The sequence below is a fragment of the Bacillus sp. BML-BC051 genome, from assembly GCF_019656175.1.
Lineage (GTDB): Bacteria > Bacillota > Bacilli > Bacillales > Bacillaceae_G > Bacillus_A > Bacillus_A mobilis.
This window is the reverse complement of record NZ_BPLI01000030.1, coordinates 61,927-75,928: the sequence shown is the minus strand read 5'-3', so window position 1 is coordinate 75,928 and position 14,002 is coordinate 61,927. Positions and strand designations below refer to the sequence as shown.

Sequence of the window (14,002 nt, the reverse complement as noted above, 5' to 3'; positions counted from 1 at the left end):
TCTACAATGAAATCTTTAAATAAAATATATTTCATCTGCACCTTATATTTATATCTCTTGTTTATTCTAGTAATACATCCGATGCGAAGTGATGTAAAACGTATAAGAGGAGAGAAATAAAATGAAAAAGAAACTATTACCAATCTGTGCAATGGCACTTTTAACAGTAGGATATTCTTCAGTAGCAAGTGCTTCAACTGGAACATTGACAAAGGAAGAAGCAGCGCAATTACAGCAAGATATAGCAAAAAAAGAAGCAGCGATTCAGGCGCAGCAAAAAAATGATACAGAGAAAAAACAAGCGGCACAAGCCCAAGAGAAGAATGAAGTAGCGAAAAAGCAAGCGGCACAAGCCCAAGAGAAGAATGAAGTAGCGAAAAAGCAAGCGGCGCAAGCCCAAGAAAAGAATGATATAGCGAAAAAGCAAGCGGCACAAGTACAAGAAAAAAGTAATATGGCTAAAGAAGTAGTAGCACCACAGGTGAAAGAAAAGGAAGCTATTGCAAAAAAAGCTGGAGAGAAATTACCAAACACAGCATCTAATAATGTAGCAATGATGGGACTAAGCGCATGTCTTGTAGCACTAGGTACACTATTTGGTTTGAATCGCCGTAATAAAGTTAAGGCATAAATCAAATATTGTCCTATAAAGAATGGCATAATTTCATATATTAAAAATGGTAGGTTATTCCTACCATTTTTGGCATGGAGGGATGAAACATGAAGTTACTCAATTATATCGGTATCATATTGATGGCTATAGGACTATTCATGGGATCTTATTACGCTATGGAATGGTATAAAGGAAAAAGCTCTGCTCAGCAATTGACGAAAGAAGAAATAAAGAGCCTTATCAATATACAAGATAATAAACCTTCTCATGAAACACATGTAACTTCCCAAGTACCTTCTTCTCAAACAGAACATAAAGAAGGAGAAAAGGTAGCGATGTTACATATACCGAAAATAAAGAAGAAGTTTTCTGTATATTGGGGAGCGGATGATGCAACGCTGAAAAAAGGGGTTGGAATGTTCGTTAGTGATGTAACGACAACGCCATCTGGAGGGGGCCATACTGTACTAAGTGGGCACCGGGATACTGTCTTTACAGATTTAGGAGAGTTAAAAGAAAAGGACGTTCTTGTTTTAGAGTACGATAATAAAACTTACACATACGAAATTCAAAAGATATGGATTACCCATGCGGATGATCGTACTGTTATTATAAAAAAAGAAGAACCGATATTAACACTGACGACGTGCTATCCATTTGATTATATAGGGGATGCACCAGACAGATATATTATCGAGGCGAAGTTAACGGCTAGTTATTCAAAATGAAGTTATAGTTTCTGAAAGCGGAAGGGGGATACATAAGTTATGTCAAAAAACATTTTAATTGTGGAAGATGAAGATATTTTGCGTGAAATATTAAAAGATTATTTTTTGAGTGAGCAATATGTAGTGTTTGAAGCAAGAGATGGGAAAGAAGCTTTAGTTGTATTTGAGGAAGAAGAGGTTGATTTAGTTATTTTAGATATTATGTTGCCGGAACTTGATGGGTGGTCTGTTTGCCGAAGAATTCGTAAAACATCCGAGGTTCCTATTATTATGCTGACAGCTCGTGTGGATGAAGATGATACGTTACTTGGATTTGAACTTGGGGCGGATGACTATGTGACGAAGCCGTATAGCCCACCAATTTTGTTAGCAAGAGCGAAAAGGTTGTTAGAAAGTAGAAAAGTAACGAAGCAACTTTTAGAGAATGAAGATGATACATTATCAATTCATGGTATTCACGTCCATTTCCCGTCGCGTACTGTTACGATAGATAGAACAGACATTAATTTAACACATACAGAATTTGAAATATTAGCGTATTTTATGAAAAACCAAGGGATTGTTTTAACACGAGAGCAACTCATTTCAAGAATTTGGGGATATGAATTTGCTGGTGACGATCGAACGGTTAATAGCCATATTCGTAATTTAAGAAATAAATTAGGAGAGAAAGCAAAGTACATTACAACTGTAGTACGAACAGGTTATAAATTTGAGGGGAATGTATGAGAAAAGGGATTGTACTAAAATTATTTACCCTCACAACAGCATTGTGCATGTTAATTTTAGCGACGATATTTATTGGTCAAACAATATTTTTTAAACAATATTATGCGAATCGGAAAGTGGAAGATATTAAAGTGAATTTAAATTCCTTTGAGAAGAATTATTTGAACTATGCAGGAAGTGCAGAAGGAATTCAGAAGCTGGAGCAAGACTTTTTTAGAGAAAATAATACGTGGATTACGACATTGGATCAGAATGGGAATTTAAAACATGTGGATGATTTTTATGTAGAGGTTACTTTAGATCGTAGGGGGGAAAAGGAGTTTGGAAAAAAGGTAATCAAGATGCCTTTGTACTATCTCATGAGTATAGATGAGATTGAAGGTGGGACACTACCTAAGTTGGAAGGACGGTCAGTCTTTTTTTATGGACTAAAAAGCGACGATAGTTTCATCACATGTTATGTCAGTGTAGAAGATATGAATTTGAGTTGGCTGAATAAACCGTTAGGAAAAAAACTAGCTGCAAAAGAACTTCATATGCGTGATGGGCAGCCAAAAGTTGCTCAAGAATCTAGCGCTGTGGAAGGAAAAAAGGTTGCTGGAATTATGAGTGCTGAGGAACAGAAGAGGGCGGCTCAAAATTCGGACTTCAATCTATCAGGGAAAATTACGAAAGTACAATTCCCCGATGTAAAGGGACCTGTAAATCCAATTTATAAAAATAATTTATTTTTGGATAATATAAAAGAATTTCAAGCTGATTTATTATTAAAAGAAGGCAAGCAAATACAAGATGCAACAAGAATAATGGACTATGAAAAAAATGATATAAAATATAAATTATTAATGAAACCAATAACAGAAAGAGACGGATCAGTTACATATATATATGCGATGGCTTCTTTACAGCCTGTAGATGAAGCTGTACAAATGGTGCAAGATTACTACATTTACATCATTGCATTTGTAGTCGTTCTCATTTTTCTAGCTTCGTTCTACTACTCTAAACAAATTGCAAAGCCATTATTAAAAATAAATGATACAACGAAAAAAATAGCGCATTTAGATTTTACAGAACAAATACCGATTACTTCAAAAGATGAAATTGGTGATTTATCGAAAAATATTAATGTATTATCCAATAAGCTTCATTCGCATATTGGACAGCTAGAACAAGATATTGAAAAGGAAAGAAAGCTAGAAAATACGCGGAAAGAATTCATTTCTGGTGTGTCGCATGAATTAAAAACACCGCTGAGTATTATGAAAAGCTGTATTTCTATTTTAAAAGATGGAGTAGCTGAGCATAAAAAAGAATACTATTTTCAGGCGATGGAACGAGAAGTAGATAAAATGGATACTTTAATTTTGGATATGCTGGAGTTAGCTAAATTTGAGTCAGGTACATATAAAATGAAAAAGGATGCATTTTATATTGATACAGTAATTGAAGATATATGTGAACACCTTTCTGTGGAAATAGAGAAAAAAGAACTTCATGTGCATAAAAATATATGTTCATTTGAAGTAGTTGCAAATCAAAGTCGGATTGAACAAATCATCGTGAACTTCATTACGAATGCTATACGTTATACACCAAATAAAGAAGATATTATGATTTCTACAATAGATGAGAAGGACCGTATAAAAGTGTGTATTGAAAATAAAGGTACTCACATTGAAGAAGAGCAATTAGATAAAATTTGGGATCGTTTTTATCGCGTGGATGCAGCTCGTCAGCGTTCACAAGGTGGAACGGGGCTTGGGCTAGCTATTTCAAAGAACATTTTAGAGCTACATGATGCTGAATATGGGGTAGAAAATACAGAAGACGGTGTGTTATTTTACTTCTATTTACCTAAAAAAGCGTAGACAATTTAATCTACGCTTTTTTAAATTTTTTTCATATTATCTTTACCTAATCTTTATTTTTAAACAGTATACTTTGGATAGAAAATGAGGTTATGTAAGGAGTCGATGAACCGTGCATAGCAATTGGCTAAGTATAATGGTATTTATTTTCTTTTGTGCATTTATTGTATTTTTAATTGATATTACGATATGAAAAAAAGAGCGCTTATTAAGCGCTCTTTTTCTTCGAATTCAGTTGATAAGCATTGATGCTTTTGAATAAACGTGGTGAAGTAAGAAATAAAAAGATAAGTAAAACGGTACATAGAATATAGGAACCAATCATTACACTACCGTTTACAATTAATGAATATAGGACAGCTGATTGACCTTTCGGTGCATATTGTCCCCAGAAAATAATACCGGCGATAAAGTGACAGAAATAGCGAGCAAAGCTACCAACAAATGTAGCAACAATAATGTAACCAATAACTTTCTTTCCTTCGTTTTGTTTTTGTGAAGGTTTGTCTTTACGGCTACCTAAACTGGATTGTTCTAAGCTATTTTCATTGGATGTTAAAAGGGCTTTTTGAATTGGACGATAGAATAAACCAGCAAATCCAATGAATGCAAAAGCAACGAAGTATTCAATTAGTACTTGAATTGGTGTGACGATAATAGCATCGCCTACGACAATTTGTAATAGTCCCCAAATTAAGCCTCCTAAGAAAGCCATTTTGAAGCCCCAGCGGTATGCGATAATAAAAATAGGAATCATAGCAAATGAAATGGAACCGCCTGTTGGAAGTTTGATTGATATTGGTAAAATGTCGATGACCAAGGCGAAGGCTGCAAGAATAGCAGATTCGATCATCGCTTGTAAATTGGTGTTACGCATGTTGTCTCCCCCTAAATCCAAGTTGTACAAAAAAGAATAGGTATCATAGGAGGATACGAAATACGTAAATAAAAAGAGGTATGTGTATTTCGGACGTTTGCACAATCCCTGCGTTAGCATTAACTAACAGGTTCGAAGGGTCGGAACGAAGTGTTCCCTCTCAGCGGCATGGCTCCCCCTGTGATAACGAGATTCTTTATTTGCTATTGTTTATTGTAAGCGAAATGGATGAGAATGGCAAATGAATACGGTATGACAATGATTGAAATAGAATTGTAGCGAAATGTTAATAAATATGAAGCAAAAGGGTATAGTACAAGAGAAATAGATTGTGCTATAATTTTTTTGAAAATAATTATCATTCTCTTCTGAGGGGGAAGGTTATGAGCTTAGTAGATATTAAAATTGGTGAGAAAGTGCTAGTAAAAAGTGTTCAGTCTTTAGATCATTTACTAAAGAGAAGATTGGCTGCTTTCGGTCTTTCTGAAGGAAGCGAACTTCGCATGAAGCAAAAAGCGATGTTCAAAGGTCCTTGTACATTGGAGTGTCGTGGACAGTTAATTAGTATTCGTCATTGTGACGCGAAAATGATAAAGGTGGAATTAGCGTGAATAAGGTAGCTTTGCTAGGGAATCCAAATACAGGGAAGACATCATTATTTAATGCACTTACTGGTTCTTATGAGTATGTAGGGAACTGGAGCGGTGTAACAGTAGAAAAGAAGGTTGGTAAATTAAAAGATAAGCAAGGGACATTAATTGATTTACCAGGTGTTTATGATTTAAATCCAGTTTCGCGTGATGAAGGTGTCGTTACGAATTTTCTACTAACAGACGAATTTCATCATATGCTGAATATAGTGGATTCGTCGCAATTCGAGAGAAATATGCATTTAACGTTGCAATTACTTGAATTTGGAAAGCCAGTTTCAATTGGGTTAAATATGGTCGATGTGGCAAAGCAACGAGGCATTGTAATTGATGTAAAACGATTATCAGAACGATTAGGTGTAACAGTCGTTCCTGTCGTTGCAAGAGGCGGAAAAGGCTGTGAAGAACTACTTGCTACTCTTAAAGAAAATGACAAAAACGAGAAAAAGCCATTCATTATTTCATATGGTTTACCAATGGATGAAGGAATTGGAGAGGTAGTAGCTCTTTTAGAGACAGCGAATTATAAGCATCCAAGATGGTTAGCCCTTCAATTTTTAAGTAATAACGAAGTAGTAGAAAAAGAAATGAAAGCATTACCAATTTATAAGGAACTTGTAGCCATTCGATCTCACTTAGAAGGAAAACTTGATTGTACGTTGGAAGAGCACATTTACAAAACTCGTGAAGCGTATATTGAAAAGTTAAAAACAAATGTTATGCAGCATGAGAAAGAAGGAAAAATTCCTTTTTCAGAAAAAATTGATAGATTAATTACACATAAAATTTTAGGACTTCCAATCTTTTTAGCAGTTATGTTTTTTATTTTTCAGGTTACGTTTACGTGGATTGGTACACCTTTATCGGATATGTTAGATGGCTTTTTTGGTGGACAGCTTACAGATTGGGTGACGGCTGGGCTCACAAGTGTTGGAGCTTCTGATTTTATTCAAGCACTCGTTACAGAAGGTATTATTGCTGGTGTTGGTGCGGTATTAGTATTCGTTCCACAAATCTTTGCACTTTTCTTTTTCATTTCATTATTAGAAGACTCAGGATATATGGCACGAATTGCAGTTGTTATGGATAGAATTATGGAGTTCTTCGGTTTAAACGGAAAAGCGTTTATTCCGATGATTATTGGTTTTGGGTGTAATGTTCCAGGTATTATGGCAGCGAGAACGATTGAACAAGAAAAAGAACGTTTACTTACAGTTCTTGTAACACCGTTTATGTCGTGTTCCGCACGTTTACCTGTATATGCACTGTTTGCGGGAGTATTCTTCCCTAATAGTCAGGCAACTGTTGTATTTTCTTTATATGTTGCAGGTATTGTTCTTGCATTACTCGTTACAAAAATTATGTCTCTTACCATTTTAAAAGCGGAAAAGTCTATTTTCGTCATTGAACTACCTCCTTACCGCGTGCCACAAGCGAAAACGTTATGGCTAAGTACGTGGGAGAAAGGGAAAGGGTTTGTTCGTAAAGCAGGTACATTTATCTTCGGTGGCTCTGTTGTCATTTGGTTATTAAACTATGCAGGTCCATCAGGATTTGGTGTTGATATGGGAGACAGTTACTTAGCGATGATTGGTGGGTTTATCGCACCACTATTTGCACCGCTCGGCTTTGGAACGTGGCAAGCTGGGGCATCCCTGTTAACAGGATTTTTAGCGAAAGAAGTTGTCGTTTCTACAATGGCAATTATTTATGCGGTGAAAGAAGATGTGCTAGGAAATGTGATGGGAGCACACTATACTGCGCTATCAGCATATGCATTTATGTTCTTTGTTTTATTATATGTTCCGTGTTTAGCGACAGTAGCCGTTATTAAACGTGAAACAGGGTCAGCGAAGTGGACGATTTTCTCTGTCGTGTATCCACTTGTTGTTGCTTATATATTAACGCTCATTATATACCAAGTTGGATCCTTACTCGGATTCTAGAAGGAGATGTATTGTGGTGATGGTCAATATTATAATTGGAGCTATCATTTTTGGTTATACAGCATATACGTTAGTAAATTTTGTAAAGAGAAGTAAAAAGGGAAAATGCGCAGCATGTTCTTTAAATAAGTCATGTCAGTCGCAAACTTGTAGTCCGGATATGGAGCAAGTTGCTCATAAATAGAAAAAAGCTTTGCGAATTCGCAAAGCTTTTTTGTTTTACTTTTTAATTTTTACAAGTTGAGAAGCTTCTACGCCATTGTAGCCAGGGAATTCTTTACTTGGGTCTTTATCGAATTTTAATACCCCAACAGATTTTTCATCACCTTTTACATTGCTGTAAGTTGCGTCATCAACAATTGCATACATATCTGTATACGCACGGCCACTTCCGATAATTGTATTGCCTTCGTATTTTAATTTTGCACCATCAAGTGTAGCATTTTCTACTTTTTCTTTAGCAAATAATACACCTTGCTCTGCTGTTACAGCTGGCAATTTATCAAGTGGTTTCGTGTCGTCTTTTTCATCAACTTTGCTAAGTAACTCTTTCTTCACCAGTTCTTCACCAGTTTTCTTATCCATAACAAGAACTTTTTTACCCTCTAATGTAGTCATTTTCATTTTATAGAAGTCTTTTTCTTTCACTTCTTTTTTGTTTTTATCTGTAATTTGTTGAACTTGTTCTTCTGATCCGTACAGTACAAAACCGTTTGCTTTCTCTCCTAATAAAGAACAACCTGATAATGCCCCGAATGAAATTGCTGCTGCTAATCCGATGCCTACTAATTTTTTCATGATGATTTCTCCTTTTTATATGTTTTATTGTAAATACAGTTTTTGTATTAGTTCTGAAATGATGAGAAGCTTGTTCGTTGCTTCTGGTATTAGTGTATAAGAAATATTGCAACGTAACTATCGAGTTAGCTTACAGTAACATTACAATAATGTAATTTAGTGAAAGTGCATAAAAATAAGTCAATTCTGAAGAGGGTTAATGAGAATATATTAGGAATACAATGTTTTATATAGAATGTCATATTATATTGGCTGTATTTTGGAAATAACATGTAAGGACATATTAGTTTTGTTATAATAAACACGTGGGCTGTAAAAATGAATATTCTTTACTGTTAAGGGAGATTTTTCAGTTTTCCAAGTAGTGAATTTGAAATATGAGGTAAGTCATAGGAGGAATTAGAATGTCTGTATTTAAACGATTACGAGATTTAACAATGTCGAATGTATATTCATTAATTGAAAAAGCGGAAGATCCAGTTAAGATGACGGATCAATATTTACGCGATATGCAAGCGGATGTACAAGAAGCTGAGAAAAGTGTAGCGGCTCAAATTGCACTTGAGAAGAAATTCAAAATATTATTTGAAGAGCAAGAAGCACTTGTGAAAAAACGTGAAGAGCAAGCTCATATGGCTGTTCAAGCAAGCAATCTTGACCTTGCGCGTCGTGCTCTTGAAGAAAAACAAAATGCAGAGCAAAAGATGAATGAATATAAAGCAAGCTATGAGCAAAATAAAGCTGCTGCTGATAATCTTCGCCTGAAGCTAGAAGAAATGCGTAAGCAATTAACAGAGCTGAAAAATAAACGTGAAACACTTGTAGCACGTGTAAATGCGGCGAAAGCACAAAAGAATATTAATCAGGCGATGTCTGGATTTGATTCAAACTCAGCAAAAGCTGGCTTAAGCCGTATGGAAGAGAAAGCTCTTCAATTAGAGGCTGAAGCAGAAGCAAGTGGCGAAGTTTATAAAAAAGAAAAGTCATTAGATGATGAATTCGCAAGCTTAAATAAAAATTCTGCTGTTGACGATGAATTAGCTCGTATTATGAAGCAGTATGAGAAATAATATAGAATAGACAAAGAAACCGACATGTCTGAAGAGAATTCATGTCGGTTTTCTATTACTTTTTAGAGGAGGTTTTGCAATGACATGGACAAATGTGTTAGCCATGCTTGTATGGACTGGAGCAAGTGCAGTACTTTTATTTGCAATTATGTGGGTTGATTCAATTTTTACTAAATACAATGATTTAAAAGAAATAAAGAATGGGAATACAGCTGTAACAACTCGTTTCGTTATGAAATTATTCGCGCAAGGGTACATTTTATCTCAATCCATAACGAAAGCAAACGACTTATGGCAAGCACTACTTGCATCAGCAGTTTCTTTCGTTATTTTATTAGTGGTAGAAATGTTTATCGAATTTGTGTTAAAGAAAATGTCCGGTTTAGATTTAGAAGAAGGTACGAAAGAAGGCAGTGTTGCACATGCGATGTTGGCCGGATCATTACATATCGTTGGTGCACTTATTTTAGGTGCTTGTTTATAAAGAGAGAAGGAGGGGTAAATCATGAGTTTATTTAAACGAATTAAAAATATAATGAAGAGCCCAGAGCCGCCGAAACCAGAGAAAAGTTTGTTAACGTTAGCTCCTGGCGATATGATTGAAGTTTCATTAGTCATGTATGAATTAACTGGGAAAACGAGTATGCATTCTCGTAAAGAAATTGTTTTAACACTGCAAGACGGGAAAGATATTCGTTATTTAAAAATTGAAGACCGTGAAAATACGTATTACAAATTATATACACCAATTGATGGTCGTTTAGATTCGATTGATGAAATTCCGACAACAATTGAAATGGATGATACAGAATACCATATGGAAGAGCAATATAACGGACGTGTTGTTGTGATGGGAAAAACACCATTCTCTGCTTCAGAAGAACAGCACGTATGGGAATTCCAATCAGATAATCGAAAATTATTACGTATTGAATGGCAAAATGGTCGCACAATGATGTATGAGGGAGAAGCAATTATTCCTGCTGATGTACAAATTATAAGAGCAACGTAAGGGGGCGTAATCATGTCAAACCGATTGTTTACCATGATTAAATCGTTCGTAATCCCTATACTTGCTATCGTTCTATTACTTGTTGTTGCTGGATATGCCTTATCAGGTTGTCAAGGCGGACAGACAAAGTCGATTCAAGACCGTTATCCACTAGAATCTGTCGCAAAAGAAGGTAAACAAGAATCTTACGTGTATAGGGCCGCCAATCGGTCAGTTCCTGAAGTCGCAAAGGAACTCATTAATGAAAGAGAACCGAAGCAAGCATCTAAAGAAGACGAAAATCAAATGTTCCTCGTTTATTCTGATAAGATTTATAACCTGCAAAAGGATAAAGAGAAACCTTCTGATACGTTAATTGAAATAAGTAATAAAGAATTTGTCCGTCAAAATTACCAACCATCTTTCCTGCAAGGATATATTATGGGAAGTATTTTAAACGATATATTCGGTTCACGAAAATCATCATACGGTGATTATCGCGGATATAATGACAGACAAAATCATAAACCGGTTATTCCAGAGAGACCGCCTACGAAAGAAGAAAAGAAAACCCCGCCTCCAATTACGAAGGAAGGGAAAGGATCTATCATTAAGCGAGGCGATAATGTAGATTCGAAACCTTCCGTAGGAGATACAGGAAGTATTACGAAAAAAGGAAGTAGTACGCCTCCGCCTTCTACTGGAAGCAAAGGAAAAATTACAAAAACACCAGGTGGCTCGAGCGGATCAGATGTGAAGCCGAAATCATCTATTAAAACGCCGCCAAGGAATACATCTCCCCCAAAAACGAGGGTTGGTGGTTCAGGAAAGATTACGAAGAGAAGGTAGTTATAGAGACCGAAAAGTGGAATTTGCTTTTCGGTCTTTTTATTATGGAAATTAATTCCTTGTAGCTGGTACAATTAATGTATAAGGAGGGATTAGTATGACTATGTATAAAAGATTTAGTGTAATTATGTTCCTCGTATTATTTGTAAGCCTGTTTATTAGCACAACGATGAAATTTCACTTTGTAGTAGGTATTCTATGGATACTATGTACATGTACTCTTTTTCTATATGTTCCGCTGCGCTTTCAACATGAAGTGCCTGCCTTTCAAAAATATGTAGCATGGATTAAGAGAGGAAGAAGATGGGGAGAGTAAAATTATATCAGCGATTATTAGAATATATCGACCGCAACTTAATAATAAGAAGAGGGTGTGCCAAATTGTTGGCACACCCTCTTTATTCATAATGATTAATGAATATCACGTTTCTTAAAGTTACCGCCTTTTACTTCTGCTACGTCATAAACTGTAATAAAGGCATTTGGATCGATTTCATTAATCAAGTCTTTCATTTTACTTTCTTCTAAACGGTTAATTACACAAGAAATTTCTTTGAATTTCTCTCTTGAATAACCACCATAAACTTCATTGTATGTTGCACTTCGGCCTAAACGATCGCGAATTGTTTCTACCATTAATTCAGGTTCTTTCGTAATGATTTTAAATGTTTTCGAACCACTTAAACCAACTTCAACGATATGAATCACTTTAGAAGCGATAAAGTAAGCAATTGCCGAAAGGATAGCTCCTTGAAGACCGAATACTGTTGATACGAAAATAAATACGAACATGTTTAAGAATAAAATAAGGTCACTTGTTCCAAAAGGTAACTTACGAGAAAGTAATACAGCTAGCATATCGATTCCATCTAATGCGCCGCCGTTACGTAATGCTAGTCCCATACCGAAACCGATAATAATACCACCAACAACTGTAACGAGTAGTGTATCGCCTTCAATAATAGTAGGTATTCCGTGCATAACAACGGTACCTATTGCTAATGAAGCAATCCCGATAATAGAATAAATTGCAAAGCTTTTACCTATTTGTTTATATCCTAACCAAACGAAAGGAATGTTAATAACTGCGATTAGAGCTCCTAATGGCAATCCAAATAATCTTGAACTAACGATACTTAAACCAGTCACACCACCGTCTGATACGTTATTTGGAATTAATACCGCTTCTAATCCGTATGCTGTAATAAATGCCCCAATAATAATCATCAAAGCTTTTGAAGCGATTTTTAGCTTATTGGGCTTGTTTTTGATAATTTTCTCCATGTAATTTCCTCGTTTCAAACTAGTTTCTTATTTGTTACGTAATTCACACCTAAATTTCATTTTAACATTTAATTTGAAAAATTTCTCCTTTAATGGATGTATGCAGGGAATATTATCACCATATTATCTTTAAAATATTTTTGAAATAAGTATAAGAAATCCCATCCTTTCAAAGGATGGGAGGTTGTTAAGAAATGATAAAACTAAGTAAGGATAGGAGTGAAAAGAATCCTAAAATAGCTCCGCAAACTTTCATATGACGTTTACGTCCCATTACAACAATTGCAACATATTCACGAATCATTGCATTAGGCCAGTAATAAAATGCAGTTTTTGATCCGATTCCTTGGCTATTAAGCCCCGCTTGTCTTGCATATATACCAGCGCGGAAAAGGTGGAAGTTATTCGTTGTAAAAATACTTCTATGTTTACCTTCAGGCTTTAAAGAATCCATAATTTCTTTAGAGAACGACATATTTTGATATGTGTTTACAGAGCGGTTTTCTTGCACTGTATGTTCAAGCGGAATTCCTTTTTCAACAGCGTAATTTTGCATCGCTTCTGCTTCTGGAAGGCCTTCATCTGGACCTTGTCCGCCAGAGAAAATGATTGTTGGCGCTGTATTCACAGCGGCTTGTTTCCAGTAAAAGTCGATTGCTTTATGAATACGACTTGCAAGTAAAGGCGGTACTTTATCATTAATTAAGCCGCTACCAAGAACGATGATGAAATCTTGATTACGCCTTGGTCTGTTGAATTGATATAGAAAATAAGCGCTTAAGAAGTTGGATAGGTGTATAAAGAAATATACGGTTATAAGAGAAATACCAGCAAAAATAGGTTGGAAATGCGGTGAAAATAAGCTTGCTGGATTTATAATAGGGAGTAACATAAAGAATAAAATCCCTAAAGCAGCAATGAGTGTTAAACAGTTAGTGAAACGTCTGCCTTCTCGTTTCATTAAAATTCTAGCATTCAGAAATAGCCCAAACATTAAAGCAACAACACCGAAAGGAATCATAACGATAAGTGCTAAAATAGGGAGAAGTATAATTGCGTGTAGGGTATTATTACCCGAGTCATAGGCTGCAATAATACAAAAAAGCAGGAAAAAACAGAAAAAGGCATTAAATAAAAAACCGTTTATTATTTTTCGCGGGTCCTTTAAGTAAGAGATAAGAAAAATAATAAACAATATAAGGGGAATAATTCCGAAATACATAAATATAGTACACCTCAATTTGTATAATAATTTGACATATCTTCTATATTACATGATTTTATAATTGGAAATGAAAGAAAAAGGATTTTGAATTTTCTTAATAAAATATATAGATACATATGTTACAATATATTCAAAGCGATATTAAAAGTAAAATGGTTGAAGAGGCACTCTATGGAGTGTCTTTTCTTTTTGGTATGTAATTGTGCATATTGTATTTATTTTCAGAGGAAGAGGATTAAAATATGAAATGTGGATACAGGCTATAAAACAGAATTGTAGACAAACATTTCCCTCTACTTTTTGTATCTAACAATCGTATAACAATAAATAATTCTGTTTTATAGTGTCTGTGTATGAAAGGTGCCTTCTTT

General features: G+C 35.2%; 16 protein-coding genes and 1 riboswitch. Of the genes, 12 read left to right on the top strand and 4 right to left on the bottom strand.

The features are described 5' to 3' along the window. Positions 1-121 precede the first annotated feature (121 nt). From K5S59_RS14445 to K5S59_RS14430, 4 genes are all read left to right on the top strand, one after another. The gene (locus K5S59_RS14445; protein ID WP_000728029.1) at positions 122-631 is read left to right on the top strand and encodes an LPXTG cell wall anchor domain-containing protein; all 510 of its coding nucleotides are present in this window, start codon (positions 122-124) and stop codon (positions 629-631) included. Positions 632-720: 89 nt separating this feature from the next. Further along, positions 721-1,341: a class D sortase gene (locus tag K5S59_RS14440; RefSeq protein ID WP_120450957.1), complete on the top strand. Its 621-nt coding sequence runs from the start codon at positions 721-723 to the stop codon at positions 1,339-1,341. Positions 1,342-1,380: 39 nt separating this feature from the next. Further along, positions 1,381-2,070: a response regulator transcription factor gene (locus tag K5S59_RS14435; protein ID WP_000041855.1), complete on the top strand. Its 690-nt coding sequence runs from the start codon at positions 1,381-1,383 to the stop codon at positions 2,068-2,070. Then, positions 2,067-3,941 carry a sensor histidine kinase gene (locus K5S59_RS14430; protein ID WP_098872948.1) on the top strand — a complete coding sequence of 625 codons (1,875 nt, stop codon included), beginning with the start codon at positions 2,067-2,069 and terminating at the stop codon, positions 3,939-3,941. The genes K5S59_RS14435 and K5S59_RS14430 overlap by 4 nt, the downstream gene beginning before the upstream one ends. A 208-nt stretch (positions 3,942-4,149) precedes the next feature. Here K5S59_RS14430 and thiT read toward each other — a convergent pair whose 3' ends face one another. Continuing rightward, positions 4,150-4,818 carry an energy-coupled thiamine transporter ThiT gene (gene thiT, locus K5S59_RS14425; protein WP_001246566.1) on the bottom strand — a complete coding sequence of 223 codons (669 nt, stop codon included), beginning with the start codon at positions 4,816-4,818 and terminating at the stop codon, positions 4,150-4,152. An 87-nt stretch (positions 4,819-4,905) separates the two neighbouring features. After that, a riboswitch (TPP riboswitch) is annotated at positions 4,906-5,007 on the bottom strand. A gap of 194 nt (positions 5,008-5,201) precedes the next feature. On the opposite strand from thiT, the gene K5S59_RS14420 reads away from it, so the two are divergent. Genes K5S59_RS14420 through K5S59_RS14410 form a run of 3 tightly spaced genes read left to right on the top strand, consistent with a single transcriptional unit; the run spans position 5,202 to position 7,598 of the window. Next, positions 5,202-5,429: a FeoA family protein gene (locus tag K5S59_RS14420; RefSeq protein WP_000060518.1), complete on the top strand. Its 228-nt coding sequence runs from the start codon at positions 5,202-5,204 to the stop codon at positions 5,427-5,429. Next, a complete protein-coding gene (gene feoB / locus K5S59_RS14415) occupies positions 5,426-7,414 on the top strand; it encodes a ferrous iron transport protein B (protein WP_212981783.1) in 1,989 nt (662 codons plus the stop codon). Before K5S59_RS14420 ends, feoB begins: the two co-directional genes overlap by 4 nt. 16 nt (positions 7,415-7,430) lie before the next feature. Continuing rightward, on the top strand, positions 7,431-7,598 hold the full coding sequence (locus K5S59_RS14410) for a FeoB-associated Cys-rich membrane protein (protein WP_120451112.1): 168 nt from the start codon (positions 7,431-7,433) through the stop codon (positions 7,596-7,598). Between the two features lie 35 nt (positions 7,599-7,633). Here K5S59_RS14410 and K5S59_RS14405 read toward each other — a convergent pair whose 3' ends face one another. Beyond that, the gene (locus K5S59_RS14405; protein WP_000737471.1) at positions 7,634-8,212 is read right to left on the bottom strand and encodes a lipoprotein BA_5634 family protein; all 579 of its coding nucleotides are present in this window, start codon (positions 8,210-8,212) and stop codon (positions 7,634-7,636) included. A 404-nt stretch (positions 8,213-8,616) separates the two neighbouring features. Between K5S59_RS14405 and K5S59_RS14400 the strand changes: the two genes are divergently transcribed. The 5 genes from K5S59_RS14400 (at position 8,617) to K5S59_RS14380 (ending at position 11,438) form a co-directional block, all read left to right on the top strand. Then, a complete protein-coding gene (locus K5S59_RS14400) occupies positions 8,617-9,282 on the top strand; it encodes a PspA/IM30 family protein (RefSeq protein ID WP_000110287.1) in 666 nt (221 codons plus the stop codon). 79 nt (positions 9,283-9,361) lie between these two features. Further along, the gene (locus tag K5S59_RS14395) at positions 9,362-9,766 is read left to right on the top strand and encodes a DUF350 domain-containing protein (RefSeq protein WP_000220323.1); all 405 of its coding nucleotides are present in this window, start codon (positions 9,362-9,364) and stop codon (positions 9,764-9,766) included. A gap of 21 nt (positions 9,767-9,787) precedes the next feature. After that, positions 9,788-10,294 (top strand): DUF4178 domain-containing protein, encoded by a 507-nt coding sequence (locus K5S59_RS14390; RefSeq protein ID WP_000051749.1) that lies wholly within the window; start codon positions 9,788-9,790, stop codon positions 10,292-10,294. A gap of 12 nt (positions 10,295-10,306) precedes the next feature. After that, on the top strand, positions 10,307-11,122 hold the full coding sequence (locus K5S59_RS14385; RefSeq protein WP_000071201.1) for a DUF4247 domain-containing protein: 816 nt from the start codon (positions 10,307-10,309) through the stop codon (positions 11,120-11,122). A gap of 97 nt (positions 11,123-11,219) precedes the next feature. After that, on the top strand, positions 11,220-11,438 hold the full coding sequence (locus tag K5S59_RS14380) for a hypothetical protein (protein WP_000180106.1): 219 nt from the start codon (positions 11,220-11,222) through the stop codon (positions 11,436-11,438). A gap of 95 nt (positions 11,439-11,533) precedes the next feature. On the opposite strand, the gene K5S59_RS14375 is transcribed toward K5S59_RS14380, so the two are convergent. Continuing rightward, a complete protein-coding gene (locus K5S59_RS14375; RefSeq protein WP_000411242.1) occupies positions 11,534-12,406 on the bottom strand; it encodes a YitT family protein in 873 nt (290 codons plus the stop codon). Between the two features lie 187 nt (positions 12,407-12,593). Then, complete coding sequence (locus tag K5S59_RS14370) at positions 12,594-13,628, bottom strand: YdcF family protein (protein ID WP_000273517.1); 1,035 nt, start codon at positions 13,626-13,628, stop codon at positions 12,594-12,596. Positions 13,629-14,002: the final 374 nt, after the last annotated feature.